Annotated in this window: 30 protein-coding genes and 1 pseudogene; 17 read left to right on the top strand and 14 right to left on the bottom strand. The window is 56.2% G+C overall.

Translation table 11 applies throughout. The features are described 5' to 3' along the window. Positions 1-295, bottom strand: a pseudogene (locus AAAC48_RS14550) (tRNA uridine-5-carboxymethylaminomethyl(34) synthesis GTPase MnmE); the annotation flags it as partial. A 61-nt stretch (positions 296-356) separates the two neighbouring features. Here AAAC48_RS14550 and AAAC48_RS14545 point away from each other — a divergent pair. Further along, a complete protein-coding gene (locus AAAC48_RS14545; protein ID WP_340654858.1) occupies positions 357-2,375 on the top strand; it encodes a thioredoxin domain-containing protein in 2,019 nt (672 codons plus the stop codon). A gap of 3 nt (positions 2,376-2,378) precedes the next feature. Here the strand turns inward: AAAC48_RS14545 and rho are convergent, their stop codons facing one another. The 3 genes from rho to hemE form a co-directional block, all read right to left on the bottom strand. Then, the gene (gene rho, locus AAAC48_RS14540) at positions 2,379-3,644 is read right to left on the bottom strand and encodes a transcription termination factor Rho (protein ID WP_340654857.1); all 1,266 of its coding nucleotides are present in this window, start codon (positions 3,642-3,644) and stop codon (positions 2,379-2,381) included. 228 nt (positions 3,645-3,872) lie between these two features. Beyond that, complete coding sequence (hemJ, locus tag AAAC48_RS14535; RefSeq protein WP_340654856.1) at positions 3,873-4,412, bottom strand: protoporphyrinogen oxidase HemJ; 540 nt, start codon at positions 4,410-4,412, stop codon at positions 3,873-3,875. 18 nt (positions 4,413-4,430) lie between these two features. Next, on the bottom strand, positions 4,431-5,462 hold the full coding sequence (gene hemE / locus AAAC48_RS14530; protein ID WP_340654855.1) for a uroporphyrinogen decarboxylase: 1,032 nt from the start codon (positions 5,460-5,462) through the stop codon (positions 4,431-4,433). 413 nt (positions 5,463-5,875) lie between these two features. On the opposite strand from hemE, the gene AAAC48_RS14525 reads away from it, so the two are divergent. The 5 genes from AAAC48_RS14525 to dnaQ all read left to right on the top strand — a co-directional run bounded on the left by AAAC48_RS14525 (position 5,876) and on the right by dnaQ (position 9,530). Then, positions 5,876-6,697 (top strand): pyruvate, water dikinase regulatory protein, encoded by an 822-nt coding sequence (locus AAAC48_RS14525; RefSeq protein WP_340654854.1) that lies wholly within the window; start codon positions 5,876-5,878, stop codon positions 6,695-6,697. Between the two features lie 42 nt (positions 6,698-6,739). After that, the gene (locus AAAC48_RS14520) at positions 6,740-7,333 is read left to right on the top strand and encodes a Maf-like protein (RefSeq protein WP_340654853.1); all 594 of its coding nucleotides are present in this window, start codon (positions 6,740-6,742) and stop codon (positions 7,331-7,333) included. Next, positions 7,326-8,174: a shikimate dehydrogenase gene (locus tag AAAC48_RS14515; protein WP_340654852.1), complete on the top strand. Its 849-nt coding sequence runs from the start codon at positions 7,326-7,328 to the stop codon at positions 8,172-8,174. The genes AAAC48_RS14520 and AAAC48_RS14515 overlap by 8 nt, the downstream gene beginning before the upstream one ends. Continuing rightward, the gene (gene coaE, locus AAAC48_RS14510) at positions 8,171-8,752 is read left to right on the top strand and encodes a dephospho-CoA kinase (protein ID WP_340654851.1); all 582 of its coding nucleotides are present in this window, start codon (positions 8,171-8,173) and stop codon (positions 8,750-8,752) included. Before AAAC48_RS14515 ends, coaE begins: the two co-directional genes overlap by 4 nt. Positions 8,753-8,822: 70 nt before the next feature. Next, positions 8,823-9,530, top strand: a complete 708-nt coding sequence (gene dnaQ, locus AAAC48_RS14505; RefSeq protein WP_340654850.1) for a DNA polymerase III subunit epsilon — start codon at positions 8,823-8,825, stop codon at positions 9,528-9,530. Between the two features lie 48 nt (positions 9,531-9,578). Here the strand turns inward: dnaQ and secB are convergent, their stop codons facing one another. Further along, positions 9,579-10,085, bottom strand: a complete 507-nt coding sequence (gene secB / locus AAAC48_RS14500) for a protein-export chaperone SecB (protein ID WP_340654849.1) — start codon at positions 10,083-10,085, stop codon at positions 9,579-9,581. 121 nt (positions 10,086-10,206) lie between these two features. Then, the gene (locus AAAC48_RS14495) at positions 10,207-10,692 is read right to left on the bottom strand and encodes an FxsA family protein (protein WP_340654848.1); all 486 of its coding nucleotides are present in this window, start codon (positions 10,690-10,692) and stop codon (positions 10,207-10,209) included. Positions 10,693-10,870: 178 nt separating this feature from the next. Here AAAC48_RS14495 and AAAC48_RS14490 point away from each other — a divergent pair, with 178 nt between their 5' ends. The 4 genes from AAAC48_RS14490 to AAAC48_RS14475 are packed head-to-tail and all read left to right on the top strand — an operon-like array spanning position 10,871 to position 13,612. Further along, positions 10,871-11,566 carry a Tim44/TimA family putative adaptor protein gene (locus AAAC48_RS14490; RefSeq protein WP_340654847.1) on the top strand — a complete coding sequence of 232 codons (696 nt, stop codon included), beginning with the start codon at positions 10,871-10,873 and terminating at the stop codon, positions 11,564-11,566. Between the two features lie 23 nt (positions 11,567-11,589). Beyond that, on the top strand, positions 11,590-12,690 hold the full coding sequence (locus AAAC48_RS14485; RefSeq protein WP_340654846.1) for a murein transglycosylase A: 1,101 nt from the start codon (positions 11,590-11,592) through the stop codon (positions 12,688-12,690). Continuing rightward, on the top strand, positions 12,687-13,244 hold the full coding sequence (locus AAAC48_RS14480; protein WP_340654845.1) for a Smr/MutS family protein: 558 nt from the start codon (positions 12,687-12,689) through the stop codon (positions 13,242-13,244). The genes AAAC48_RS14485 and AAAC48_RS14480 overlap by 4 nt, the downstream gene beginning before the upstream one ends. Continuing rightward, positions 13,241-13,612 carry a helix-turn-helix transcriptional regulator gene (locus AAAC48_RS14475; RefSeq protein WP_340654844.1) on the top strand — a complete coding sequence of 124 codons (372 nt, stop codon included), beginning with the start codon at positions 13,241-13,243 and terminating at the stop codon, positions 13,610-13,612. The genes AAAC48_RS14480 and AAAC48_RS14475 overlap by 4 nt, the downstream gene beginning before the upstream one ends. A 2-nt stretch (positions 13,613-13,614) precedes the next feature. On the opposite strand, the gene AAAC48_RS14470 is transcribed toward AAAC48_RS14475, so the two are convergent. The 4 genes from AAAC48_RS14470 to hslV form a co-directional block, all read right to left on the bottom strand. Beyond that, positions 13,615-14,580: a DUF1402 family protein gene (locus AAAC48_RS14470; RefSeq protein ID WP_340654861.1), complete on the bottom strand. Its 966-nt coding sequence runs from the start codon at positions 14,578-14,580 to the stop codon at positions 13,615-13,617. 165 nt (positions 14,581-14,745) lie between these two features. Further along, on the bottom strand, positions 14,746-16,053 hold the full coding sequence (gene hslU / locus AAAC48_RS14465) for an ATP-dependent protease ATPase subunit HslU (RefSeq protein ID WP_340654843.1): 1,308 nt from the start codon (positions 16,051-16,053) through the stop codon (positions 14,746-14,748). Next, entirely contained in the window at positions 16,050-16,571 is a 522-nt protein-coding gene (locus tag AAAC48_RS14460) for a GNAT family N-acetyltransferase (RefSeq protein ID WP_340654842.1), read from the bottom strand. The genes hslU and AAAC48_RS14460 overlap by 4 nt, the downstream gene beginning before the upstream one ends. Beyond that, positions 16,561-17,115 carry an ATP-dependent protease subunit HslV gene (gene hslV, locus AAAC48_RS14455; RefSeq protein WP_340654841.1) on the bottom strand — a complete coding sequence of 185 codons (555 nt, stop codon included), beginning with the start codon at positions 17,113-17,115 and terminating at the stop codon, positions 16,561-16,563. Before hslV ends, AAAC48_RS14460 begins: the two co-directional genes overlap by 11 nt. Positions 17,116-17,318: 203 nt before the next feature. Between hslV and hisB the strand changes: the two genes are divergently transcribed. The 7 genes from hisB to coaA are packed head-to-tail and all read left to right on the top strand — an operon-like array spanning position 17,319 to position 21,952. Then, entirely contained in the window at positions 17,319-17,927 is a 609-nt protein-coding gene (hisB, locus tag AAAC48_RS14450; protein WP_340654840.1) for an imidazoleglycerol-phosphate dehydratase HisB, read from the top strand. A gap of 15 nt (positions 17,928-17,942) precedes the next feature. Beyond that, positions 17,943-18,437, top strand: coding sequence for a DUF2628 domain-containing protein (locus AAAC48_RS14445; RefSeq protein WP_340654839.1), 495 nt, complete (start codon positions 17,943-17,945; stop codon positions 18,435-18,437). A gap of 2 nt (positions 18,438-18,439) precedes the next feature. Then, positions 18,440-19,090, top strand: a complete 651-nt coding sequence (gene hisH, locus AAAC48_RS14440) for an imidazole glycerol phosphate synthase subunit HisH (RefSeq protein WP_340654838.1) — start codon at positions 18,440-18,442, stop codon at positions 19,088-19,090. Beyond that, entirely contained in the window at positions 19,087-19,830 is a 744-nt protein-coding gene (gene hisA / locus AAAC48_RS14435) for a 1-(5-phosphoribosyl)-5-[(5-phosphoribosylamino)methylideneamino]imidazole-4-carboxamide isomerase (RefSeq protein ID WP_340654837.1), read from the top strand. Before hisH ends, hisA begins: the two co-directional genes overlap by 4 nt. Further along, positions 19,827-20,612: an imidazole glycerol phosphate synthase subunit HisF gene (gene hisF, locus AAAC48_RS14430; RefSeq protein ID WP_340654836.1), complete on the top strand. Its 786-nt coding sequence runs from the start codon at positions 19,827-19,829 to the stop codon at positions 20,610-20,612. Before hisA ends, hisF begins: the two co-directional genes overlap by 4 nt. 12 nt (positions 20,613-20,624) lie before the next feature. After that, a complete protein-coding gene (locus AAAC48_RS14425; protein ID WP_340654835.1) occupies positions 20,625-20,948 on the top strand; it encodes a phosphoribosyl-ATP diphosphatase in 324 nt (107 codons plus the stop codon). 2 nt (positions 20,949-20,950) lie between these two features. After that, positions 20,951-21,952 (top strand): type I pantothenate kinase, encoded by a 1,002-nt coding sequence (coaA, locus tag AAAC48_RS14420; protein WP_340654834.1) that lies wholly within the window; start codon positions 20,951-20,953, stop codon positions 21,950-21,952. Here the strand turns inward: coaA and AAAC48_RS14415 are convergent. The 4 genes from AAAC48_RS14415 to AAAC48_RS14400 all read right to left on the bottom strand — a co-directional run bounded on the left by AAAC48_RS14415 (position 21,939) and on the right by AAAC48_RS14400 (position 25,383). After that, a complete protein-coding gene (locus AAAC48_RS14415; RefSeq protein WP_340654860.1) occupies positions 21,939-22,553 on the bottom strand; it encodes an alpha-ketoglutarate-dependent dioxygenase AlkB in 615 nt (204 codons plus the stop codon). The two genes, coaA and AAAC48_RS14415, sit on opposite strands and share 14 nt — an antisense overlap. 73 nt (positions 22,554-22,626) lie before the next feature. Continuing rightward, entirely contained in the window at positions 22,627-23,085 is a 459-nt protein-coding gene (gene lysM, locus AAAC48_RS14410) for a peptidoglycan-binding protein LysM (RefSeq protein ID WP_340654833.1), read from the bottom strand. 107 nt (positions 23,086-23,192) lie between these two features. Then, complete coding sequence (gene arfB, locus AAAC48_RS14405; protein ID WP_340654859.1) at positions 23,193-23,627, bottom strand: alternative ribosome rescue aminoacyl-tRNA hydrolase ArfB; 435 nt, start codon at positions 23,625-23,627, stop codon at positions 23,193-23,195. Positions 23,628-23,769: 142 nt separating this feature from the next. Next, the gene (locus AAAC48_RS14400; RefSeq protein WP_340654832.1) at positions 23,770-25,383 is read right to left on the bottom strand and encodes a phosphoenolpyruvate carboxykinase; all 1,614 of its coding nucleotides are present in this window, start codon (positions 25,381-25,383) and stop codon (positions 23,770-23,772) included. Positions 25,384-25,565 lie beyond the last annotated feature (182 nt).

The raw sequence follows: 25,565 nt of genomic DNA, 5'->3' as shown, positions 1-25,565 counted from the left end.
CCAGCATTGCGTCTACGACCGCTCTGCCGCCATGGACGTGGAATTCGCCGCAATCTTCACCCGTGAAGCTGTGAGGAGCGGGAAAGTAAAGCACTAGCCCGCGGTCGATTGGACGTCCTTCAGAATCTCTGAATGTACGCAAGGCGGCATTGCGCGATTCCGGAAGGTTACCGCAGATCGTTTCGATAACGAATTGAGTCTGCGGACCCGAGATGCGAACCACAGCCACGCCGGAAGGCAGGCGGCCACTCGAGAGGGCGAAAATCGTCTCGCCAAAAACATGGTTCTGTTTCATTTCATTCTGCCCACGCTTACACTGGAACCTTGTAGACTGCCGCGCTTCAGACGAAAAGGGCATGTGGATTACAATGCATCAGCAAGCCAACCTGCTCGGTCACGAATCGAGCCCTTATCTGCGCCAACACGCGAACAACCCGGTGCACTGGCGACCCTGGGGGAATTCTGCACTGAATGAGGCTCGGGAAACCGGGAAGCCGATCCTGCTCTCGGTCGGTTACGCCGCATGCCATTGGTGCCATGTGATGGCGCATGAATGCTTCGAAGATGCTGAAGTTGCTACGCTGATGAACGCTCTCTATGTCAACATAAAGGTGGACCGCGAGGAGCGCCCGGACATTGATCAGATTTACATGGCCGCGTTGGCGGCTATGGGCGAACAGGGCGGCTGGCCCCTCACCATGTTCCTGACTCCCGAAGCCAAACCATTCTGGGGCGGAACCTATTTTCCCAAACATTCGCGTTATGGCAGGCCGGGCTTTATCGATGTCCTTCAGTCGATCGCCAGGGTCTGGAGGGAAGATCGTGGACGCGTCGCGCAGAATGTAGAAGCGCTTGCCGCTCATGTGAGCGGACGCCTTGATGTGAAGGCGGAAGCTTCGCCGCTCGACCAACACCTGTTCGACCAATTCGCTGCAAACATTTATGGAATGGTCGATCTCGCCAAGGGTGGCCTATCTGGCGCGCCCAAATTCCCGAACGCGCCTTTCATGGATACGTTGTGGTTGTCCTGGCTGCGCAACGGCGAGAAGACCCATCGCGATGCATTCCTGGTCAGTCTCAGGACCATGCTTCAAGGCGGTATTTACGACCACCTTGGCGGTGGCCTGTCCCGTTACTCGGTCGATGACCAATGGCTGGTGCCGCATTTTGAGAAAATGCTCTACGACAATGCCCAGTTCATCCGGCACGCGACATACGCCTATGCTGAGACCGGCGATGAATTGTTCCGTATCCGAATCGAAGAAACGGTGGGCTGGTTGCAGCGGGAAATGCTGGTAGACCGGCGCTTCGCCTCCAGCCTCGATGCCGACAGTGAAGGCGAAGAAGGTCGATTCTATGTCTGGACATCGGGTGAAATTCCTGACCGGCCAGAATTCGAAACGTTTCGCCGGGCTTACGATGTCAGCGAACAGGGTAATTGGGAAGGCAAGACGATCCTGAACCGCTTGCACAAGCGCGCATCCCTGGACGTCGGAATTGAGCAGCAGTTGAAACGGGCTCGACAGGTGCTTTTCGCCATTCGCGATAAGCGAGTTCGCCCCGGCCGCGATGATAAGGCACTAACAGACTGGAATGGTTTGATGATCCGCGCCCTTGCTGAGGCTAGTCGTCTTTTTGCCCACCAGGACTGGCTGGATCTTGCCCTGGCATCCTATCGTTCCATCTCAGAATCGATGGTCGACGGCCGGCTTCCGCATTCTGTTCTCGGCGATTCACGGCTGTTCCCAGGACTTTCATCCGACTACGCTGCGATGATCAATGCGGCGCTCTCATGCTATCAGGCGACGCAGGACAAGGCGTTTGTCGAAGATGCCCGGCGTTGGCTTGTTGCGCTGGGCAGGTGGCACAGAACTGCAGACGGCAATTATGCCCTCAGCGCTTCCGACGGTGCGAATGTCATTGTTCGTGTCCGTGGCGATCAGGATGAGGCAATTCCGAGTGCCACCGGCCAGATTGTGGAAGCTATAGCCCGTCTCGCAGTTGTGACAGGTGATGAAACGTTGCGTCAGCACGCGGAGAAGATTGCCGAAAATGCACTTGGCCGGGTGTTGCAGCAGCGGTATGGCCAGGCCGGTGTCCTCAACAGTGCGAGCCTTGTGCTGGAACCAATGAAACTCATTGTGGTAACACCGGACAAGGATGATGAGCTGATGGAGTTGGCGAGCAGATTTCCCGATCCGCGCCGCACCGACATCTGGATTGAATTCAACACGAACAAGAAGATCGAACTCGTCCCGGGTGCCGGTGAGGTGACCATAAAAAAACCCGCGGCTTATCTCTGCCGCGGGCTTGTCTGTCTTGCACCAGTCGAAACTGCCGGAGAACTTGAAACGCTGCTTCGGCCGGTTCCCTGACGCTTATGTATTCATCGAATCGAAGAACTCGCCATTGGTCTTGGTCTGCTTGAGCTTGTCGATGAGGAATTCAATCGCATCGGTGGTGCCCATCGGCGCAAGAATGCGGCGCAGAACGAAGATCTTCTGCAGATCCTGACGCGGCACGAGAAGGTCTTCCTTGCGGGTGCCGGATTTTAGAATATCCATTGCCGGGAAGATGCGCTTGTCGGCGACCTTGCGGTCGAGCACGATTTCCGAGTTACCGGTACCCTTGAACTCTTCGAAGATGACTTCATCCATGCGGCTGCCTGTGTCGATGAGCGCCGTGGCGATGATGGTCAACGAACCGCCCTCTTCGATATTGCGCGCGGCACCGAAGAAGCGCTTGGGACGCTGCAGGGCATTGGCGTCGACACCGCCGGTCAGAACCTTGCCGGATGACGGCACGACGGTGTTATAGGCGCGGCCAAGGCGGGTGATGGAGTCGAGCAGAATGACCACGTCACGGCTGTGTTCGACAAGACGTTTCGCCTTCTCGATGACCATTTCTGCCACCTGAACGTGGCGCGATGCCGGTTCGTCGAAGGTCGACGAGACAACTTCACCCTTCACGGAGCGCTGCATGTCGGTCACTTCTTCCGGACGCTCATCGATGAGAAGCACGATGAGATAGCATTCCGGATGGTTGGCAGTGATCGAATGCGCAATGTTCTGCAGCAAAACTGTCTTACCGGTGCGCGGTGGAGCGACGATCAAGCCACGCTGGCCTTTACCGAGCGGCGCCACGAGGTCGATAACACGAGCCGAGAGATCCTTGGTGGTCGGATTTTCCAGTTCCATCTTGAAGCGCTCATTCGGATAGAGCGGCGTCAGATTATCGAAGTGGATCTTGTGACGGATTTTTTCCGGATCTTCGAAATTGATTGTGTTGACTTTCAGAAGGGCGAAATAGCGCTCACCTTCTTTCGGTCCCCGGATGGGACCTTCCACCGTATCGCCGGTCTTCAGCGAAAAACGCCGGATTTGCGACGGTGAAATATAGATATCGTCCGGGCCAGGAAGGTAATTGGCGTTGGCGGATCGCATGAAGCCAAATCCGTCCTGCAAGATCTCGACGACGCCTTCGCCGATGATTTCGACTTCCTGTGAAGCCAATTTCTTGAGAATGGCAAACATCAATTCCTGCTTGCGCATGACGCTCGCGTTTTCGACTTCAAGCGACTCAGCAAAGGCAAGAAGGTCGACCGCTGTCTTGTTCTTGAGTTCTTGTAATTTCATTTCCTGCATGTGTGCGGAACTCTTAATTCTATTGGTTTGAAATGGGGAAGGGAAATGACGATGCCTGAATGCAGTGCCACTGAAAATGGCCGAGGATTGCTGTGGCGGTATTTCCGGAGAGGAGGCCCTTATCTAGCCAATCACGGCAATAAGGGCAAGAGGTTTCATGAGTGGAGTTGATATGAGACTGCAGTTTTTGTGATTGATAGAACCTGCCCCTGCTCGCTGTCTAAGACGCTAAAATGGCTTTATGATGACCATCAGAACAATAATGACCATCAGGACCGTCGGAACCTCGTTCATCATGCGCCAGAAACGCGCTGGCTTCTCGTTCCGGTCCTCAGCGAACAGCCGCACCGCCTTGGAAAAATAGCCATGAACCCCGGACATGATCAGCACTGCCAGGAATTTTACGTGAAACCACCCGTCCGCATAAGCGGCGGATTGCCAAGCAAGCCAAAGACCGGCAAGCCAGGTTATCCCCATGGCTGGATTGATGATTGCCTTCAGCAATCGTTGTTCCATGACCTTGAACGTCTCTGACTGGACAGAGCCACGTTCGGCGGCGCAATGGTAGACGAACAGCCGCGGCAGATAGAGCATACCTGCCATCCACGAGATAACGGCAATGACGTGGATCGCCTTCACCCAAAGATAGGCCTCAGCCGGGTACAGAAACGCCAATACGATACCGCCAATTGCCACAATCCCGGCGATCGCCCGTGGCAAGAGTGGAACCTTCCTTGAGCTCGTCTCGTCTGATCTCGTAGTCGTCATGCGATATTCCCTGCGATCTTATTTTCGCGGCGAGGCCTGCCGAACACGGCTTACCATCTGCTCGACATGAGATACGGGTGCATCCGGCGTTATCCCATGGCCAAGATTGAATATCAGCGGTCCATGCCCGAGAGAATCGAGAATAGCATCGACACCTTCATCAAGCGCGCGTCCGCCGGCGACAACCCGCAAGGGATCGAGATTGCCTTGAACCACACCCCCGCCCTGGAGCGAAGATGCCATGGAAAGCGGCACTGACCAGTCAAGACCGAGGGCCGTGACACCTGTTCGTTCGCGATAATTGACATAAAGCGCGCCAGCACCTTTGGGAAAACCAATGATCGGTACATCCGGATGAACAGCACGCACCTTCTTCACGATCCGCGCGACGGGCGCTACGCAAAAGCGTTCAAAGCAGACTTCATCAAGAACACCTGCCCACGAATCGAAAATCTGAACAGCATCGGCGCCCGCATCGATTTGCCTGATCAGATATTCCGCCGAAACATCCGCCAGCTCATCCAGCAATTTCCCGAAGGCATCCGGATTGCGATAAGCGAAAAGGCGGGCAGGGGCCTGGTCCGGGGTTCCATGTCCCGCAATCATATACGTTGCCACGGTCCAGGGAGCCCCACAGAACCCAAGTAGTGTCGTGTCGGTGGGGAGCTGTTCTCGTAAAAGCCTCACCGCTTCGTAGACCGGCTCCAGGCGCTCCGCTGCGCCACTGGCTTCCAGCCAGAATATTCCATCGACGTCAATCGGCGTCATCAAAGGGCCGCGACCCTCTTCAAAGCGAAGATCGCGGCCGAGCGCATGCGGGACAACCAGAATGTCGGAGAATAGAATTGCCGCATCAAAGCCAAAACGCCGGATGGGCTGTAGCGTCACCTCGACGGCCAGATCAGGTGAATAGCAGAGATCGAGAAAACTGCCTGCACTCTTCCGCACTTCCCTATACTCGGGAAGATAGCGGCCAGCTTGCCGCATCATCCAGATCGGGGGAGGAAAGACAGTCTCGCCTCCAAGGACTTTCATCACTTTGCGAACCATTGCCGGTGTCTCCGCCCCTATCTTACAAAAAAGAAATTTAGGTCTATTCGGTTTTTCTGATTCTTAGAGTCTGTTTGTATCGGGAATTACCACAATGTCAGTATTTTCCCACAGTCTCGAATTTCTGCCGAAATTTTGCAAAACCCAAGGTTGAACTTCGGGAAAACCGTGGAAATTCTCATAAGTATAATCATTACAATGGTTTAACATAATATTAACTGTGAATAAATGTGTGAATATCGACAGGACAAAAGACGAAAAGTGGCAACAATCCCCAGTTTGAGACCCATGGGGGCAAAATCACCCACAAGTGCCCTCGCTGTGGATGACTTGCCAACGATTCACATGGCTGCCATCAGTTGTGGACGCTCGGGAATTTTGTCCCCAGCCATCAACAGGAGTTGAAAATTTCTGTGACGAAACCAGTAAACTACTTTCATCTTCACATGATTTCTGATGCGACCGGAGAGACTCTCATCGCTGCTGGACGAGCGGCCGCAGCACAATATGCCCACGCAAGGGCTATTGAGCATGTTTATCCGCTGATCCGGACGGAAAAGCAGATCAAAAGGGTTTTGGACGGCATCGATGCCGAGCCAGGTATTGTCCTCTATACGATCATCGACCAGCGGCTCGCTGCTATGATTAATGATGGTTGTGCCGCGATCGGTGTTCCGTGCGCGTCAGTGCTCGAGCCGGTTTTGACTATTTTTCAATCTTATCTCGGCGCGCCAGCGGGGCGCCGCGTCGGCGCACAACATGTTCTCAATGCCGAATATTTCCGGCGGATTGATGCTCTCAACTTCACCATGGAACATGATGATGGACAGCTGCCACCGGATATAGAAGAGGCAGATGTCATTCTGATCGGCATTTCGCGGACGTCGAAAACGCCGACTAGCATCTATCTTGCCAATCGCGGCATCAAGACGGTCAATGTTCCGATTGTCATCGGTGTACCGATCCCAGACGTGCTGGTAAATGCGGAAAGGCCGCTGATTGTCGGGCTGGTCGCTTCTGCCGAACGAATATCGCAAGTTCGTCAGCACCGGGTACTTGGGGCGACGCATGGCTTCGATGCCGATCAATATCTCGACCGCGCCAATATAATCGAGGAACTCACCTATGCTCGGCAGATTTGCCACCGGCACAATTGGCCTACGATTGATGTGTCACGCCGGTCAATCGAAGAAACTGCAGCTGCTGTTCTTGCCCTGCGTGCAGAGGGACGATAACCACACTGGGATGAACCCGATCTCTGGCAAGGAGAAAAGACCATGGACATCATTCTCGCTTCCAAAAGCCCATTTCGCGCCATGTTGTTAAGGAATGCCGGCATCGCGTTTAGCGCACAGTCTGCTGATATCGATGAGCGCGCGGTCGAGGCGCCGCTCTACAACAGTGGCGCTACACCTGAAGATGTTGCGCTGGTGCTGGCCGAGGCAAAGGCGCTCGATGTCAGTGAGCGCCATCCATCCGCGCTGGTGATTGGTTCCGATCAGACGCTCTCGCTCGGAGACGAAGTCATGCATAAACCGGAAGATATGGATGGTGCCAGGCGGCAACTGCTGAAACTGTCCGGCAAGACGCATCATCTCAACAGCGCTGTGGTGCTTGCAAAGGAGGGCCACACATTGTGGCGGCATGTCTCGGTCGCCCGCATGACATTTCGTGATCTCGATCCAGGTTTTATTGGCAGGCATTTGTCGCGCGTCGGACCCGTCGCCGTCCAGAGTGTGGGTGCCTATCAATATGAGGGGCAAGGGGTGCAACTGTTCGAAAAGGTCGATGGCGACTATTTTACGATTGTTGGCCTGCCGCTTTTGCCGCTGCTTGCAGAACTGCGTCGCGAAGGGGCCATCGATGGCTAAGGCTTTTGTCACCGGCTTTCCAATTCGCCATTCTCGCTCGCCGCTCATCCATGGCCATTGGCTAAGGCAATATGGCTTGGATGGCTCTTATCAGGCGATCGAGGTGGCGCCGGAGGGCTTTGCCGATTTCGTTGGAAGCTTGCAACGAAATGGTTATGTCGGCGGCAATGTCACTATTCCACACAAGGAACACGCGTTTGCCCTGTGCTCCAGACATGACAGTGCCGCCGAGGATATCGGTGCTGTCAACACGCTGTGGTTCGAAGGTAGCGTATTGTGGGGCGGTAATACTGACGCCTATGGTTTCGTCGCCAATCTCGATTCACTCAGCTCCGGATGGGATCGCCGCAAGTCCGCGTTGGTGCTCGGTGCGGGTGGTGCCAGCCGTGCTGTCGTCTATGCCCTGAAACAACGCGAATTCGATGACATACGCATCGTAAACCGCACCCTAGACCGGGCACGGGAGCTTGCAGACCGTTTTGGTAGAGGAATTACTGCCCATGAATGGCGAGCAGTTCCCGAATTGCTGAGAGATTCCGCCCTTATCGTCAATACCACCTCGCTCGGCATGCAAGGCAAGGACGATATGGCCATTGATCTGTCGACTGCTGACCCCGAAGCACTGGTGACTGACATTGTCTATGTTCCGCTGGAGACGCCCTTGCTGAAGGCGGCGCGGGAGCGCGGCCTGAAAACCATCGATGGCCTCGGTATGTTGCTGCACCAGGCGGTTCCCGGCTTCGAGCGCTGGTTCGGCGTCAGGCCGGAAGTTACTTCTGAGCTACGGGTGCTCATCCTCGCCGATATGGACAGACCCGCACCCAACGGAAAACCGACATGATCGTCCTTGGCCTCACCGGCTCGATCGGCATGGGAAAATCAACCTCCGCGCAGATGTTTATCGACGAGGGAATACCGGTCTACTCCGCTGATGCGGCTGTGCATCGTCTCTATTCCGGTGCGGCGGCTCCATTGATCGAAGCAGCGTTCCCTGGAACGACCAAAGACGGCAAGGTCGACCGCACGAAGCTATCGACGGCGGTCATGGGAAAGCCCGACGCGCTGGAGAATCTAGAAGCAATTATCCATCCGCTGGTACGCGCCGAGGAAAACAGGTTTCGCGATAATGCGCGAGCGCGCGGCGAGAAGTTGATTGTCGTTGATATCCCACTGCTCTTTGAGACTGGCGCCGAGAAGCGAGTGGATAAAATACTCGTCGTTACGGCACCTGAGGATGTACAAAGAAGACGCGTTCTCGACCGTCCTGGCATGACGCCGGACAAGCTCGATGCCATTCTGGCACGGCAGACGCCGGACGCGGAAAAGCGGGCCCGGGCGGATTTCATCATCGACACACGCCATGATTTCGACGTGACCAGAGCTGCGATACGTAAAATAATCAGTCTCCTGACAGGATAGAGGGGGATAGATCCCGTCGCAGCTTGCCCTGATTGGCCAATTCGTGGAATTTGGGCAAAAGGGTGATTCCATGCGAGAAATCATATTCGATACGGAAACGACTGGCCTCGACAGGCTGGATGACCGGGTCATCGAGATCGGCGGCGTCGAACTTGTTAACCGGTTTCCGACAGGCAGGACGTTCCACGTCTACATCAATCCGGAGGGGAAGTCCGTGCATCCGGACGCGCTGGCTGTGCACGGTATCAGCAATGACCAGCTGGCCGATAAGCCGCTGTTTGCCGGCATCCTCCATGACTTTCTTGATTTCATCGATGGCGCGAAGCTGATCGCCCACAATGCGATGTTCGATATGGGCTTCATCAATGCGGAGCTGAATCGCCTTGGGCATCCGCCAATACACAATGATCGTGTGGTCGATACATTGGCACTCGCCCGGCGCAAGCACCCGATGGGGCCGAATTCACTTGATGCCTTGTGCCGCCGCTATGGCATCGATAACAGCCATCGCACCATGCACGGCGCCTTGCTCGACTCTCAGCTTTTGGCGGAAGTCTATATCGAGTTGATCGGCGGCAAGCAGGCAGCACTTGGCCTGACAATTGCCGAGCAATCCGACAACCAGCAGGCGAGCGATACAGCGGGACTGATCGTGATTTCGCGCCGGCGGGTGCCGCTGCAGCCCCGGCTCACCGAGGCAGAGAAAATGGCTCACGCCAAACTGGTGGCAAAAATCGGCGAAAAGGCCATCTGGAATGAGAGAATCCCTCTTCAATAAATAACCCGGGCTGAACCCGGGTTTTCATTATCTCGAACGCTGTTCGGCTTAGCTGACTTTTGCCTTGGCCTGTTCCTCAGCCATGCGTTGCTGGAACATCTGCGCGAAATCGATCGGGTCGATCATGAGTGGCGGGAAACCGCCATTGCGCGTCGCCTCGGCAATGATCTGGCGGGCGAACGGGAACAGAAGGCGCGGGCATTCGATGAACAACAGCGGCAATAGATGCTCTTGCGGGAAACCGACAAGCCGGAAAACACCACCATAGACGAGTTCAGCATTGAACAGGACTTCCTTGCCTTCGCCGGCCTTGGCCGAAAGGGTCAGGACGACGTCAAAATCATTCTCGGCAATTGGATTGGCATTTACGTTGACGTTGATGCTGATGCCAGGAGCCTTGTCACGCGGACGCAGAGAAAGGGGCGCGCCAGGGCTTTCGAACGAGAGATCCTTCACATATTGTGCCAGGATGTTCAGCGTCTGCTGCTGGGCAGTGCCGTCGCCATTGGTCACTTCATTGCCGTTCCCGGCCTTTTCATCAGGCTGCTGAGCCATTGTCTGGAAACCTTCTGCTGTTATGTCCGCTTGTACACGGTTATCGATTGAATGATGGCTCGCTAGCATGTGTGCCTTGGCGAGGCAAGGCACGCAGTCTAATCCCATCGTTTCATTTACTCTACTGTTTCGGGTTCCACGGTGAGTTTGGATCCGGCTTGCTGGAGTAATCCTCCGGATCAAGTTCGATCACCTTGTCCTTGATCTGCGACCGGCTGGTCCGGGAAGAACGCCGGTTGCCCGAGTTGACGACGACCACGCGATCGCTGATGAAACGCCAGCCAATGTCGCGCACGGCCGGAATGAAAAGCAGCAGGCCGATAATGTCGGTGATGAATCCCGGAATGATCAACAGGAACGCGGCAAAGACCAGCATCACACCGTGGACCAGCTCCCGCTTCGGAGTGCGACCAGCCGCTGTCTCTTCACGTATCTTCTGGATGAGGCCAAAGCCCTGAAGACGCAACAAAAAGACGCCGAGGAAGATCGACAGGATTATGAGAGCAAGTGTTGCCAGTACACCGATCTTGCTGCCGACGACGATAAAGCCGGCAATTTCCAGAAATGGCAGCGCCAGAAGAAACAGGGGCACGAAAGACGATCGCAAACTAATTTACCTTTCGAAGGAGATATCCGGCTATTATCCATACCCGGTGTCAATTTCATGCCTATATAGGATGGCAAGATGAGCATTTGTATGATTGCCCTTGGCAATCTATATGTTTTTGGTATTTCGACAAAAGATTGAAGACTGAGAACATTTTTTGGGATGAATGGCAGGCGACATGGAATATCTGGACTTCGGAACGATTTTTTTCTTCGTGGCAGCAGTGGTGATCTTTCTCCAGCTGCGCAAGGTCCTTGGCCGGCGCACCGGCAGCGAACGTCCACCCTTCAATCCCTATACGCGCACAGCCGAGGTCGAGGATAAGGCCAAGCCGAGTGATAATGTCGTTTCACTGCCCCGCCGTGGCGAAGTGAAGGAAAGCAGCTTCGAAAAAATCGATGCGATCGCCAAGCCAGGCACGCCACTGAATGACGGTTTGCGCGCCATCCAGAACGCCGATCCAACATTCGAACCGTCTAAGTTCCTCGATGGGTCAAAGATGGCCTATGAGATGATCGTCATGTCCTTTGCCGATGGCGATCGCAAGACGCTGAAAACCCTGCTTTCCCGTGAAGTATACGATGGTTTCGTTGCTGCCATAGGCGACCGGGAATCACGCGGCGAAAGGGTGCAGTCATCTTTCGTCGGCATCAACAAGGCAGAGATCATAGGTGCGGAGATGAAGGGTACGGAGTCTCACGTGACCGTGCGCGTCGTCAGCGAGCTTATTTCAGCAACCCTCGACAAGAACGGCACTGTCATCGATGGCGACAAGGAAGCGGTTGCGGAGGTCAAGGATGTATGGACCTTTGCACGCGACACCCGTTCGAAGGATCCGAACTGGAAGCTGGTCGCGACCGAAGCCGAAGATTAATCAGCGATCGAGACGTAAAAGCCATGCTGTCGCCCCTGTTCAAGCCGGTGGATTTCAAAGACTGTCCCGGTTGGGGGGATGACCAGCATCTGGCGGCCTTCCAGGCTTTTACCCGGTCCGCCAAACGGGTCCTGGAGAAACCCTACAAATCAGGTTCTCTTGGCATCAGTTTTGAGGCGCTTGCGCCGATTTTTGCTGATTCACGTGAAACATTGGTCGAATCCGACATCCAGGCGCGACAGTTTTTCGAGAAGTGGTTCCAGCCAGCGCGTATAGAGGGCGGCGAGGCGGCGGATGGTTTCGTGACCGGCTTCTACGAGCCGGAGGTCGTTGCTTCGCCAATTCGCACTGACCGGTTCACAGTCCCGTTTCTTAGTCGCCCTGCCGATCTGGTGGATATTGACGATGGCAATCGGCCGGACGGGTTCGATCCCTATTTTGCCTTTGCCCGGCAAACGCCGGCGGGTCTTGTCGAATATTTCGACCGCCCCGCCGTCGAAGGCGGCGCACTCGATGGTCAAGGTCTGGAAATCGCCTTCGTTGAAAGCCCGGTCGATGCGTTCTTCATTCACGTTCAGGGCGCAGCGCGGCTGAAGATGACCGACGGGCGCTTGCGCCGGATAACCTATGCGGCCAAGACCGGGCATCGATTCACGGGCATCGGCAAGATCTTGCTCGACAGCGGCGAAATCGCGCCGGAAAACATGTCGATGCAGTCGATCCGCGTCTGGCTTGCCGATCATCCGGACAAGGCCCAGGCGTTGATGTGGAACAATCGGTCCTACATTTTCTTCCGCGAGGCTGAAGTCGAGGACGAGTCTCTCGGGCCCATCGCAGCTGCGAAGGTGCCGTTGACCGGCGGCCGGTCAGTCGCCGTTGACCGGCTCTTGCATACGTTCGGGACACCATTTTACATCCATGTACCTGATCTCAAGGCATTTGGTGGTGAGCGCTTTGCCCGTCTGATGATTGCGCAGGATACCGGCTCGGCCATCGTCGGTCCGGCGCGAGGTGATCTTTTTGCTGGTTCCGGCGATACCGCCGGTGAGATTGCCGGCGGTATTCGCAACAAGGCTGATTTCTACGCACTAATTCCGCGTTCGCTTCTGGCAAAGAGTCAATGAAGAAGAAGCCGCCTGAAGACGGGTTTGCAACCCTGGAAGACAGGATTCTCTGGGAAACCGTAGCAAAGACCGCGCGACCGCTGAAAGGCAAGGAGAAGCCTACTTTTTTGATCGATGAGCCGCAGGAGAAAGCCTTCCTGCACCCATCGGCACCCGAAAGTGCGAAACCGGCGACATCAACGACTGCAAATCCTGCCCAGGGGCCGGCCAATCGACTGCACCCCATCGACCGTCCGACGCACAAGAAGATTGCAAAGGGACGTGTCGTCATAGAAGCCAGAATTGATCTGCACGGCCTTACCCAAAGCGAGGCCTATGGCCTGCTTCTCGGTTTTCTGCAACGCGCCCACTTGAGAAAACTGCGCCATGTCCTCGTCATCACCGGCAAGGGTTCATCCATGGGCAGTGACGGTGTATTGCGTCAGGCGGTACCGCTTTGGTTCGCAACGCCATCATTTCGCATTCTGGTCAATGGCTATGAAGATGCGGCGCGCAACCATGGCGGAACCGGTGCAATTTACGTGCGTATGCGCCGGCAGCCGGAGGCGCCATGACCCCGTTCGGCGAAAAACTTCGCGACCTGCGTGCAGAACGGGGGATTTCGCAAAAGGACATGGCCGAGGCGATCGGAGTTTCCGCCGCTTATCTTTCGGCACTCGAACACGGCAAACGCGGCCAGCCTACCTGGGATAAGCTGCAACGTATCATCCAGTATTTCAACATCATCTGGGACGAGGCGGAAGAGCTGCAGCGGCTGGCGATGATTTCGGACCCGCGCGTCATCATCGACACAGGTGGCCTTTCACCGGCAGCGACGGAACTTGCGAACCTGCTCGCTATGCGGATACGCGAGATCGACGCCGATACGGCTAATGACATGATCCGGCAACTCAAAGCCCTGCCGGAAAAACGCAAACGCTGAGCTCAGAAAAGCGTCCGCAGCCGGTCAATCTTCTCGTTAACGAGCCATCCATAATAGTTTTCTTCCGGCAGCTGGGGCTCCTCGCCATTGGCTACGCGAGCCGCATTCGCATTGGCCAACGTCCGGGCGCGGGCATCAGCACCGCCTGTATTGTAGAGCGTCGCGGTGATACCGGGATTTTTTGAGATGTCGAAATCGGCGACGCGGCGGTAAACATCGATCGAATGCTTCAGTGTCGCCGCCATATAGGGCAGCGTCAGGTCCGGATCCATGATCGTCTTATAGACATCAGTCGCATGATCCGCATCGAGCTTCGGCAGGCCCGAATAGCGGTTGACCATGTCGGTCATCTGTAACGCAATGAGTGGGCTGAGCTGGCCAAGGCCGAAACTCTGTCCGGCATAAAAGGGCTGGAAGAATACCGCGCTGAAACGGTTATCCGGGAAGCGCTTACCGCCAACGGTGTTGCCGCGGAAATCCGTGTCCCACACATCTTCCCGGCAGGTCCAGAGGCGCAAACTATCCTTGAATTGCGCGCAGGCTGAAAACTGCGGGCGCTTGACAAATTCGCCGATGGTCTCACCTTGGTAATCGAAATTGAGGCCTTGCTGGACGTAGGAAATGGCCTTGACGTAGTAGGTCTGCAACCGGTCATAGGCATCGACATTATAGGTGTGCTCGCCGACGAGCGCGCCAACAATGTGAACTGGATCAATGCCATAGGTGCGGGCAACACTGGCGATCTTCGCGCGCAGCTTGGAATCTGTTTTCAGCAGATTGTAGATCTTCTGATATTTCGCCTCATAGGTGGTATTCATCTCGCGCGTCCGCTTGGCGGATGCCGCGGGAACGCCGGGCTGGCTTGCATTGCGGTTGCCTTCCGGCACGACAGTGACGGCTGCTGCCGGTTGCAAGGCGGCTGAGAGGAGAAGACAGCTCGTCGCGAAAAGGATCAGGTGGCGTTTCATCATCAGTCCAGATTTCCAATCGGGCGTCCCGAATAACGCCTTGCTTGTCCGAAAGCCAGAAAAACCTCACTGCTGGCGTTGCGAGCAATGAAAAAGCCCTCCCGCAACTGCGAGAGGGCTTCGGCTATGGAATGCACATCCGCTGCAATATGATTGCAGCCCGCTCTAAAGGATGAAGCGGGACAGGTCGCTGTTCTTGGCGAGGTCGCCGACCGTTTCGCGAACATATTTGGCGTCGATCGTATGTTCGGCACCGGACTTGTCCGGAGCATTGAACGAAATGTCATCGAGCACCCGTTCCATCACCGTCTGCAAGCGCCGCGCACCAATATTCTCGACGGTCGCGTTCAAATCGACGGCGATGTCTGCAAGGGCATCGATCGCATCATCGGTGATGGTCAGCTTGACCTCTTCGGTTGCCATCAGAGCAATATATTGCTTGAGCAGGCTGGCTTCCGGTTCCGTCAGGATGCGGCGCATGTCGTCGCGGGAAAGTGCGCTGAGTTCAACCCGGATCGGCAGACGTCCCTGCAATTCCGGCAAGAGATCCGACGGCTTCGACACATGGAACGCTCCGGATGCGATAAACAGGATATGGTCGGTCTTGATAGGACCGTACTTGGTCGCAACCGTTGTTCCCTCCACCAGCGGCAGCAAGTCGCGCTGCACGCCCTCACGGGAAACGCCAGCTCCAACGCCGCCGTCGCGGGCCGCGATCTTGTCGATTTCATCGAGGAAGACGATGCCGTCATCCTCAGCCGAGCGCATCGCTTCCTGGGTGATCTGCTCCTGATCAAGCAGCTTGTCCGACTCATCATTGATCAGCACGGAGTAGGATTCCTTGACGGTGGTTTTGACGGTCTTGGTGCGTCCGCCCATGGCTTTGCCCAGCATGTCACTGAGGTTGAGAACGCCGATATTGGCACCCGGCATGCCCGGAAGCTCGAAATTCGGCATGCCCGAGCCGCTGTCCGCGACCTCGACCTCGATCTCCTTGTCGTCGATCAGGCCGTCGCGCAGCTTTTTGCGGAAACTGTCGCGGGTTGCAGGGCTGGCTGTCTTGCCAACCAGTGCGTCGAGAACACGCTCTTCCGCATTCATATGCGCCTTTGCCTTGACCTCTTCGCGTTTCCTTTCGCGAACGAGGCCGATAGCAACTTCAACGAGGTCGCGGATGATCTGCTCGACATCGCGGCCGACATAGCCGACTTCGGTGAATTTGGTGGCTTCCACCTTGATGAAGGGCGCGCCTGCTAGTTTGGCCAGGCGACGGGAGATTTCCGTCTTGCCGACGCCAGTCGGTCCAATCATCAGGATATTCTTTGGCATCACCTCTTCGCGCATCTGGCCTTCCAGCTGCTGGCGGCGCCAGCGATTGCGCAGTGCGATGGCGACGGCACGTTTCGCGTCTTTCTGCCCGATTATGTAGCGGTCGAGTTCTGAGACGATTTCGCGAGGGGAAAATGTTGTCATGATTGTCTTGTCTCTTGTTCTGCGTCCCGCGCCATCAGGACAGCGGGACCAAAGATTGAATTGCGTGTGTCGAACGCCGTAAAGCCGGCGTTTTCATAGGCGCGAATGGCTCGAGCGTTGGCAGGGTCGGGATCAATGATAACGCGCAGCGCACCCTCGACGAAGAGCTCGTCGACGAATTGCCGGACGATCGCCGAACCGTGCCCGATTCCGACCAGCTCCGGTATCCCGATAGAAAGGTCGATGCCCAAGGTACCGAAGGGCTGGTCCTGGTAAGGATGATCATCTTCCAGATGCGGGTCGTAGCTCTGTATGTAGCCGATGGGCCTGCCATCAAGCTCGACGATCAATGGCTCCACCGAGATGCTGTCCAAATGTTCCCGGATCGAAGCTATTTCCGTGTCCACATCGCCCCACCACTTTGCCACATGCGGTTCCGCCAGCCATTCGGCGATCATGGCAAGATCAGCCTCGCTGACCGGCCGGAACCCGTAACGATGGACTTGATCATTCGGCATCGAGGCTCTCAAGCGTGACGTTCGTATTGGTAAAGATACAGATATCGGCAGCGATCTGCATGGCGCGCCGGGCAATCTCTTCGGCATTCAGATCCGTGTCGGCAAGTGCGCGTGCGGCGGCAAGCGCATAATTGCCGCCAGAGCCAATGGCCATGACGCCATGCTCGGGTTCGAGCACATCTCCCGTGCCGGTGAGAGCAAGCGTCACCGATTTGTCGGCGACAAGCATCATCGCCTCAAGGCGGCGCAGATAGCGGTCGGTGCGCCAGTCCTTGGCAAGCTCGACGCAGGCACGCATCAACTGATCCGGATATTGTTCGAGCTTGCTTTCAAGCCGCTCAAGCAGGGTAAAGGCATCGGCCGTCGCGCCAGCAAATCCGGCAATGACATTGCCTTTGCCGATGCGGCGCACCTTGCGGGCGTTGCCTTTCATAACGGTATTGCCGAGGCTGACCTGTCCGTCGCCGGCAATGACCACCTTGCCGTTCTTGCGCACGGTGACGATCGTAGTCCCGTACATGGTCGAGGGATTGTGTTCTTGCATTCGTTTCTCCTTCAAGCAGGTTCGACACTACCCCAGATGGCAGCAGATCGAACCCCTTCTGTGACACTTATGTATGAAACACTCGCGGAATTGCAAATGACCTCCGATAGCTGCGCCATCAAAGCATTTGGAGATTCGCCATTCGTGTTTTAGAAGGCCTCATTTAATGCCTGCATCTAGAAGCCATGTGGCGGGAAACAGCAATGACAAGCGTCAACACACGCACCGCGAAGACCGAGCGCAGCACCAAGGAAACCAGCATTGCCGTTTCCGTCAATCTGGATGGTACGGGCAAGTTCGACATTTCTACCGGTGTTGGCTTCTTTGATCATATGCTGGAACAGCTTTCCCGCCATTCGCTGATCGACATGGATATCAAGACCAAGGGCGATTTGCATATTGATGATCATCACACGGTGGAAGATACGGGTATTGCCATCGGCCAGGCTATTGCCAAGGCACTCGGCGACCGGCGTGGTATCAACCGCTATGCCTCGCTCGATCTCGCGATGGACGAGACGTTGACCCGTGCAGCGCTCGACGTCTCGGGCCGCCCGTTCCTTGTCTGGCAGGTCGAATTTTCTGCAGCGAAAATCGGCACATTCGATACGGAGCTTGTGCGGGAATTCTTCCAGGCGCTGGCGCAGAATGCCGGGATCACGCTGCATGTGTCGAACCTTTATGGTGCCAACAACCACCATATCGCCGAGACATGTTTCAAGGCGGTTGCGCGCACGCTGCGCTGCGCTATCGAAACGGATCCGCGCCAGAAGGACGCCATTCCTTCGACCAAGGGCACTCTAAACGGTTGACGAGAGGGCTGAGACATGGCCAGTTTCCTTATATTGGCACCGCAGTCGCAGAACGGTCAGCGCGACGACGACAAAACCATCTTTATCCGGGATGGGTTTTCCGTATTGGCTCTTGTTCTGCCCTTCATCTGGCTGCTCATCCACCGGCTGTGGTTTGAGGCAACGCTGGTTCTCGTCGCTACGGGCGTTATTTCCGTTGTGGGGAATTATACGGGCCATGATGATATGGCGGCGTTCGTCACGGCGCTGCTTTCGTTGCTGGTGGGGTTTGAGGCGAACAACTGGCGGGCAGCAGCGCTGGAACGGCGTGGATTCGAACAGGTGGCAATTGTTGATGCGGACAATGCGGCAGATGCTGAAACGATCTGGTTCCTTGGGCCAAGATTTCGCTCCGCGGTGACACCCTCAGTGCCCGCAACCACCAGATCGGACAAGCCTTTGCTTCCCGTCGGCAACAAGCCGGCGCTCGGCGGGATGGTTGGGCTGGTCAGCCATCGGGGAGAAAACTGAGCATGCGCGTTGCCATCATCGACTATGGTTCCGGCAACCTTCGTTCGGCCACCAAGGCTTTCGAGCGTGCGGCGCGTGAAAGCGGGATCAATGCGACGATTGACCTAACGAACGACGCGACGCGCGTTCGCACCGCCGATCGCATCGTCCTGCCGGGTGTCGGCGCCTATGCGGATTGCCGGCGCGGGCTTCACGCAGTCGAGGGCATGGTTGAAGCCATTCATGAAGTTGCGGTGGAAAAGGCGCGTCCCTTCCTTGGCATCTGCGTCGGCATGCAGCTCATGTCGTCGCGCGGGCTGGAAAAGACCATCTCTACCGGCTTTGACTGGATCAAGGGGGATGTCCGCGAAATGGTGCCTTCAGATCCGACGCTCAAAATTCCGCAGATCGGCTGGAACACCATTCGCTTGACCCGCCCGCATCCGCTGTTTGACGGGATCGAGACGGGGCCTCAGGGGCTGCACGCCTATTTCGTCCACTCCTATTTTCTCGATGCCGAGATCGAAAATGACGTGCTGGCCGTGACCGACTATGGCGGGACTGTCACTGCTGCCGTGGCCAATGACAATATGGCCGGGACGCAGTTTCACCCGGAAAAGAGCCAGGCCCTGGGCCTTGCCCTCATCGCCAATTTTCTGAGGTGGAATCCGTGATCCTTTTTCCCGCAATCGATCTGAAAGACGGCCAGTGTGTGCGGCTGAAGCTGGGCGATATGGAGCAGGCGACGGTCTACAATCCCGACCCTGCCGCGCAGGCGAAAGCATTTGAAGACCAAGGGTTCGAATGGTTGCATGTGGTCGACCTGAACGGCGCCTTTGCCGGTCAATCGGTCAATGGCGCTGCAGTCGAGTCGATCCTCAAGGCGACGAAAAACCCCGTGCAGCTTGGTGGCGGTATCCGTACCCTTGAACATATCGAGAACTGGCTGGCCAAGGGCCTGTCGCGGGTCATTCTCGGTACGGTCGCCGTGCGCGATCCGGCGTTGGTGATTGAAGCCTGCAGCCTCTTCCCGGGAAAAGTTGCCGTTGGTATCGACGCCAAGGGCGGCAAGGTAGCGGTAGAAGGGTGGGCGGAAGCATCGACACTGGGTGTTACAGAGCTGGCGAAAAAGTTCGAGGGCGCTGGTGTGGCTGCGATCATCTATACGGACATCGACCGCGACGGCGTTCTCGCCGGCATCAATTGGGAATCGACGCTGCAACTGGCGGAGGCGGTTTCCATTCCGGTTATCGCTTCGGGTGGCCTCGCCTCCATCGCCGACATCGTCCGCATGACCATGCCTGATGCCAGGAAGCTTGAAGGCGCAATTTCCGGCCGCGCACTCTATGATGGCCGAATCGATCCTGGGGAAGCACTCCAGGTGCTCCGTGAAGCAAGGGAGCGTGCCGCATGACCCTGAAAGCCCGTGTCATACCCTGTCTCGACGTGAAGGACGGACGTGTCGTCAAGGGCGTCAACTTCGTTGATCTTATTGACGCCGGCGATCCGGTCGAGGCGGCCAAGGCCTATGATGCGGCCGGGGCAGACGAACTCTGCTTCCTCGACATCACGGCTTCCTCGGACAATCGCGAGACGATTTTCGATGTTGTCGCCCGCACCGCCGAGCAATGTTTCATGCCCCTGACCGTCGGCGGCGGCGTCCGTACCGTTGCCGATATCCGCAAACTGCTGCTGGCGGGCGCCGACAAGGTTTCAATCAACACCGCGGCCGTGAAGAACCCTGAATTTATCGCCGAGGCTGCCGACAAGTTCGGCAATCAGTGCATTGTTGTTGCAATCGATGCCAAGAAGGTTTCAGCCGAAGGCGAAACCGACCGCTGGGAAATCTTCACCCATGGCGGGCGGCAGGCGACTGGTATCGATGCGGTGGAATTTGCCCGCCAAGTCGTTGACCTTGGCGCGGGGGAAATACTCCTGACCTCAATGGACCGGGACGGCTCGAAGATCGGCTATGATATTCCGGTGACGCGCGCTATCGCGGATGCGGTTCGTGTGCCGGTGATCGCGTCGGGCGGAGTCGGCAATCTCGATCATATGGTCGAGGGAATTATCGAAGGTCATGCGTCCGCGGTGCTTGCCGCATCGATTTTCCACTTTGGTACCTATACGATCAGCGAGGCGAAAGCCCATATGGCGGCGGCGGGCATTCCAATGCGCCTTGACCCCGTCCGCTGACTGGAGAGCTTGATGAGCGCATTCACCCTCGCCGATCTCGAACGCATCGTGGCACAACGCGCCGCGTCGGTTGACGTCAAATCCTATACCGCCAGCCTTTATGCCAGGGGAATTGGCAAGGCCAGCCAGAAATTGGGAGAAGAGGCGGTTGAGACCGTCATTGCGGCTGTCTCCGGCGACAGGCAGGGTGTTGTTTCGGAAAGCGCGGATTTGCTCTATCATCTTCTCGTCGTCCTCGGCATTTCCGGCATTAAGCTCAAGGAAGTGCTGGAGGAACTCGACCGGCGGACGGCGCAGACCGGGCTCGAAGAAAAAGCCGCGCGAGGACATGACTGATCATGTTTAAAGCACCGGCGCTTGGACGGCAGACAGAAGGGGATGTCGTGGATCAATTGGCACCCAGTGAATTTTCGCCCTATCGGTTCTTCAGTGCCGAACGGTGGGCAGAATTTCGCGCTGATACGCCGCTTACGCTGACCTATGACGAGGTCAAGCGGCTGCGTTCGCTGGGCGATCCGATCGATCTTGATGAAGTAAGCCGGATTTATCTATCGTTGTCGCGGCTGCTTTCCGCGCATGTGGAGGCGAGCCAGTTGCTGTTCTATCAGCGCCGGCAATTCCTCAATACCGGTGACGCCTTCAAGACGCCGTTCATTATTGGCATTGCCGGATCCGTCGCAGTCGGCAAATCGACGACGGCGCGCGTCCTGAAAGAGTTGCTTGCCCGCTGGCCATCGAGCCCGAAGGTCGATCTGGTGACCACGGACGGCTTCCTCTATCCAAATGAGGTTCTGCGGGCCAAGGGCCTGATGGAGCGCAAGGGTTTTCCCGAGAGCTACGATGTTGGCATGGTGCTGCGCTTCCTGTCGCAGATCAAGGCAGGCCAGCGCAATGTCAACGCGCCACTTTATTCCCACCTGACCTATGATGTGCTGGCCGGCGAATTCCAGACCGTCGATGCACCCGATATTCTGATTTTCGAAGGAATCAACGTGTTGCAGGTCCGCGATCTGCCGGAAGACGGCAAGATGGTGCCTTTCGTCTCGGACTTCTTCGACTTTTCGATCTATATCGATGCGGATGAGGAGCAGATCCACAAATGGTACATCAGCCGCTTCATGCGGCTGCGTGAGACAGCGTTCAAGGACCCGAGCTCATTCTTCCATCGCTATTCGACCATTTCCGATGATTCTGCTCTGGCTATCGGCGAAAGCCTGTGGGCCAACATCAATCTGAAGAATTTGAGGGAGAACATCCTGCCCACGCGGCCGCGAGCGGACCTGATCCTGCGCAAGGGCGATAATCATCTCGTTGAGGAAGTCGCACTCAGGAAGCTGTAACGCGGCGCAATGTGAGATTGATCCGGCCGGTGCTTTTCAAAAGCGTAGATGTATCTGGATAAATGCGATCGACGCCATGAAATGCCAGGCGGCCTTCACCGCCAAGAACGATTACATCGCCGCTTGAAAGCCTGATGGACTGGGTCTTTTCATTGCGGTTCGTGCCGCCAAAACGGAACAGACACGCGTCGCCAAGCGAGACGGAGACGACGGGAGCGTCAAAGTTCTGCTCGTCGCGATCTTGGTGCAGGCCCATTTTTGCAGTTTCTGAGTAGAAGTTCACCAGACAGGCCTCCGGCGGCAGCGGAAAGTCAACGACCTTGTGCCACAGGTCGAGCAGGCGTGGCGGAATGGCTGGCCATGGCCTTTGCGTCACCGGATGCATGGCCTGGTAGCGATAGCCGAGTTCCTTGTCGGTGACCCAGCCGAGCGAGCCGCAATTGGTCATGCGCACGCTCATTTCCTTGCCGGTTTTCGGCATGGCCGGAATGTAGAGCGGTGCTTGGGCAACGACAGCCCTTATGTCTTCCACCAGCGCAGCCTGTTCGGCCAGGCCGAAATAGTCAGGATAATAGCGAATGCCGGGTGCAAGCAAGAGCATCGGATCAGACGGAGCCTTTGAAAACAAAGGCCCGGCTGCAAGCATAGCCGGGCCGTTTGGCAATAAGGTACGATCAGTCGAGCGGCGGGATGCGCAGCACCTGACCGGGGTAAATCTTGTCGGGATGGCTCAGCATCGGCCTGTTGGCTTCGAAGATGACCGTATTCTTCGCGCCTTTGCCTTTGCCGTATTGCGACTCGGCGATCTTCCAAAGATTATCGCCCTTTTTCACCGTGTAGAACACGGCAGACTTGACGACCGAACCGGTGGTTGTGTTGTCGACCTTCAGGCCATCAGTCTCGACCTTGGAAATACCAAGCGAGTTGCCGACAGCAATGATCGCCTTTTCCAGAATTTCCTGGTTGGTGACATTGCCCGTCAGGACTACCTTGTCGCCCTCGACGACCACCTGGACATCGTCTGTGCCAAGATTGTGCGAATCGAGTTCCTTTTTCAGATCTTCGGCTTTGGGTTCTTCATCGCCAATGCCGATCTTCTTTCCTACAGATTTAACGAAATCAAATAGTCCCATGTCTGGCTCCTCGTTGATCGTTCAAATCGATAAATGCTGTTGTGGCATCCCGCGAAGGACTTGAAAAGCCAAGATTAATGCGCGCAGTTAATATTCGAAATCCGATTCTAGTCACCCTTGACCTTGCCGCGCATCTTTTTCACATCGGCTCGCCCGGATTTTGCTTTGAGGCGGCGTTCGATGGAGCCCTTTGTTGGTCGGGTTTTCTTGCGCGGCGGCGGCGGTTCAGCCGCTTTTGCAATCAGGGCAATCATGCGCTCACGCGCATCCTGACGGTTGCGTTCCTGGGTACGAAAGCGGTTGGCTTCGATCAGTACATCGCCGTCTTTGGTCGCCTTTTGGCCGGCAAGTTTCATGAGGCGCGCAAACACATCGTCGGGTAGTTCTGCTCGCGCGGCCAAAAACCGCAATTGCACTGCAGTGGAGACCTTGTTGACATTCTGTCCGCCAGGTCCAGTCGAACGTATAAAAGTTTCCTCCAGATCGCCCTCGTCGATCGAGATTCGGTTGGTAATTTTGATCCGGCTGCGGCTCTCTTCCATGCCTGGATTGGTAGCCCAATCTTTGATTCGCGGGAAGCACCGGGAAAATTTGAGTGTTCTCCGCGAGAGATCTCCGCTCCAGGTCAAATGCAAAAGGCCCCATTGATTGCAACGGGGCCTTTTGGTTGCTGATATTTTTAAGTTATTCTGCTGCGACTGGCGTGTGCGGGGCGGCAGCCCTGATATCGCTATCGACGTGGCTTTCAAACTTGCAGAAGTTGCGGATGAACATATCGACGAGCTTGTTAGCCTGTACGTCGTAGGCCGCCTTGTCCGACCAGGTCGAGCGTGGATCGAGGATGGCATCATCGACGCCCGGCACAGAAACCGGCACTGCGAAGCCGAAATTCGGATCCGTACGGAACTGTGCACTCTTCAACGATCCGTCCAGCGCTGCCGTGAGAAGCGCGCGCGTCGCCTTGATCGGCATGCGCTTGCCCGTGCCAAACGCTCCCCCGGTCCAGCCGGTGTTCACCAGCCAGCAATCGACGCCGTGGTCAGCGATGAGCTGACGCAGAAGATTGCCATATTCCGACGGGTGGCGCGGCATGAAGGGTGCACCGAAGCAGGTGGAGAACGTTGCCTCGGGTTCGGTTACACCGCGTTCGGTGCCGGCAACCTTGGCGGTGTAACCGGAGAGGAAGTGATACATGGCCTGCGCTGGAGTGAGCTTGGCAATAGGCGGCATGACGCCAAATGCATCGGCGGTCAGCATGATGATGTTCTTCGGGTGGCCCGCCTTGCCGGTCTTCGATGCATTGGGGATGAAGTCCAGCGGATAGGCGCAGCGCGTGTTTTCCGTCAACGAACCATCATTGAAATCCGGCTGCCGATTTTCGTCGAGCACCACGTTTTCTAGGACAGTGCCGAAACGTTGGGTTGTCGCGAAAATTTCCGGTTCTGCCTCGGCAGAAAGCCGAATCGTCTTGGCATAACAGCCGCCTTCAAAATTGAAGACGCCGTGTTCGCCCCAGCCATGCTCATCGTCGCCGATCAATGTGCGGGTCGGATCCGCCGACAGCGTTGTCTTGCCCGTCCCCGAGAGGCCGAAGAAGACGGCGGTGTCGCCGTTCGGCCCCTCATTGGCCGAGCAATGCATCGGCATGACGCCCTTGGCAGGCAGAATATAGTTGAGCGCGGTGAATACCGATTTTTTCATTTCACCGGCATAGGCCGAGCCGCCGATCAGCACGATCAGGCGCTTCAGGTCGACCGCGATCACCGTCTCTGTACGTGTACCGTGCCTTGCCGTGTCAGCGCGGAAAGACGGCAGGTCGATAATTGTCATCTGCGGCACGAAACTTGTCAGCGCATCGCGCTCCGGCCGGATCAGAAGGTTGCGGATGAACAGTGAATGCCAGGCAAATTCTGTGATGACGCGGGTGTTCAGTTTGTAATCTTCATCGGCGCCGCCGATCAGGTCCTGAACGAACAGTTCCTTGCCTTTTGCCTGCTCCATGAAATCTGCGTAGAGCAGTTCGAAAGCCTCAGGCGACATAGGTGAATTATTGTCCCACCAGACGTGGTCTTCCGTGGACGCATCCCGGACGACAAATTTGTCCTTAGGCGAACGTCCAGTATGCTGGCCTGTGCGGGCAACAAGCGCACCCTGAGCGGTCAGCTCTGCTTCACCCCGGCGCAATGTCTCCTCGTAGAGCTCTGCTGCTCCGAGATTGTAATAGACCGCCGAAAGCCCCTTCAAGCCTGAGGTGCCGAGCGCGATCGCCGCGTTGTGAGTACCGGTCTCTCTAGTCATATGTCCGCCGTTGTTTAACAAGGTTCAAGGGTCAAGTTCGGATCATGCCGCATCTTGCATCTTCCAATGAGAATGCGGTCATACGTGGTCAAAAGCAGAAATACTGAATAGTATCAAATGTTTAATCGATTTAAAGAATTTAAATTTTTTTAAATCGGTTTAAATAACGATAATTTCTGCTG

It is taken from the genome of Phyllobacterium sp. (assembly GCF_037994405.1).
Classification (GTDB): Bacteria; Pseudomonadota; Alphaproteobacteria; order Rhizobiales; family Rhizobiaceae; genus Phyllobacterium.
The sequence above is the reverse complement of the archived record's forward strand: the minus strand, read 5'-3'. Positions and strand labels throughout refer to the sequence as shown.

Coding starts and splice junctions, on each gene's coding strand:
- AAAC48_RS14545 (WP_340654858.1), top strand. CDS start 357: ATGTGGATTACAATGCATCAGCAAGCCAACCTGCTCGGTCACGAATCG.
- rho (WP_340654857.1), bottom strand. CDS start 3,644: ATGCAGGAAATGAAATTACAAGAACTCAAGAACAAGACAGCGGTCGAC.
- hemJ (WP_340654856.1), bottom strand. CDS start 4,412: ATGACGACTACGAGATCAGACGAGACGAGCTCAAGGAAGGTTCCACTC.
- hemE (WP_340654855.1), bottom strand. CDS start 5,462: ATGGTTCGCAAAGTGATGAAAGTCCTTGGAGGCGAGACTGTCTTTCCT.
- AAAC48_RS14520 (WP_340654853.1), top strand. CDS start 6,740: ATGGACATCATTCTCGCTTCCAAAAGCCCATTTCGCGCCATGTTGTTA.
- AAAC48_RS14515 (WP_340654852.1), top strand. CDS start 7,326: ATGGCTAAGGCTTTTGTCACCGGCTTTCCAATTCGCCATTCTCGCTCG.
- coaE (WP_340654851.1), top strand. CDS start 8,171: ATGATCGTCCTTGGCCTCACCGGCTCGATCGGCATGGGAAAATCAACC.
- dnaQ (WP_340654850.1), top strand. CDS start 8,823: ATGCGAGAAATCATATTCGATACGGAAACGACTGGCCTCGACAGGCTG.
- secB (WP_340654849.1), bottom strand. CDS start 10,085: ATGGCTCAGCAGCCTGATGAAAAGGCCGGGAACGGCAATGAAGTGACC.
- AAAC48_RS14490 (WP_340654847.1), top strand. CDS start 10,871: ATGGAATATCTGGACTTCGGAACGATTTTTTTCTTCGTGGCAGCAGTG.
- AAAC48_RS14485 (WP_340654846.1), top strand. CDS start 11,590: ATGCTGTCGCCCCTGTTCAAGCCGGTGGATTTCAAAGACTGTCCCGGT.
- AAAC48_RS14480 (WP_340654845.1), top strand. CDS start 12,687: ATGAAGAAGAAGCCGCCTGAAGACGGGTTTGCAACCCTGGAAGACAGG.
- AAAC48_RS14475 (WP_340654844.1), top strand. CDS start 13,241: ATGACCCCGTTCGGCGAAAAACTTCGCGACCTGCGTGCAGAACGGGGG.
- AAAC48_RS14470 (WP_340654861.1), bottom strand. CDS start 14,580: ATGAAACGCCACCTGATCCTTTTCGCGACGAGCTGTCTTCTCCTCTCA.
- hslU (WP_340654843.1), bottom strand. CDS start 16,053: ATGACAACATTTTCCCCTCGCGAAATCGTCTCAGAACTCGACCGCTAC.
- AAAC48_RS14460 (WP_340654842.1), bottom strand. CDS start 16,571: ATGCCGAATGATCAAGTCCATCGTTACGGGTTCCGGCCGGTCAGCGAG.
- hslV (WP_340654841.1), bottom strand. CDS start 17,115: ATGCAAGAACACAATCCCTCGACCATGTACGGGACTACGATCGTCACC.
- hisB (WP_340654840.1), top strand. CDS start 17,319: ATGACAAGCGTCAACACACGCACCGCGAAGACCGAGCGCAGCACCAAG.
- AAAC48_RS14445 (WP_340654839.1), top strand. CDS start 17,943: ATGGCCAGTTTCCTTATATTGGCACCGCAGTCGCAGAACGGTCAGCGC.
- hisH (WP_340654838.1), top strand. CDS start 18,440: ATGCGCGTTGCCATCATCGACTATGGTTCCGGCAACCTTCGTTCGGCC.
- hisF (WP_340654836.1), top strand. CDS start 19,827: ATGACCCTGAAAGCCCGTGTCATACCCTGTCTCGACGTGAAGGACGGA.
- AAAC48_RS14425 (WP_340654835.1), top strand. CDS start 20,625: ATGAGCGCATTCACCCTCGCCGATCTCGAACGCATCGTGGCACAACGC.
- coaA (WP_340654834.1), top strand. CDS start 20,951: ATGTTTAAAGCACCGGCGCTTGGACGGCAGACAGAAGGGGATGTCGTG.
- AAAC48_RS14415 (WP_340654860.1), bottom strand. CDS start 22,553: ATGCTCTTGCTTGCACCCGGCATTCGCTATTATCCTGACTATTTCGGC.
- lysM (WP_340654833.1), bottom strand. CDS start 23,085: ATGGGACTATTTGATTTCGTTAAATCTGTAGGAAAGAAGATCGGCATT.
- arfB (WP_340654859.1), bottom strand. CDS start 23,627: ATGGAAGAGAGCCGCAGCCGGATCAAAATTACCAACCGAATCTCGATC.
- AAAC48_RS14400 (WP_340654832.1), bottom strand. CDS start 25,383: ATGACTAGAGAGACCGGTACTCACAACGCGGCGATCGCGCTCGGCACC.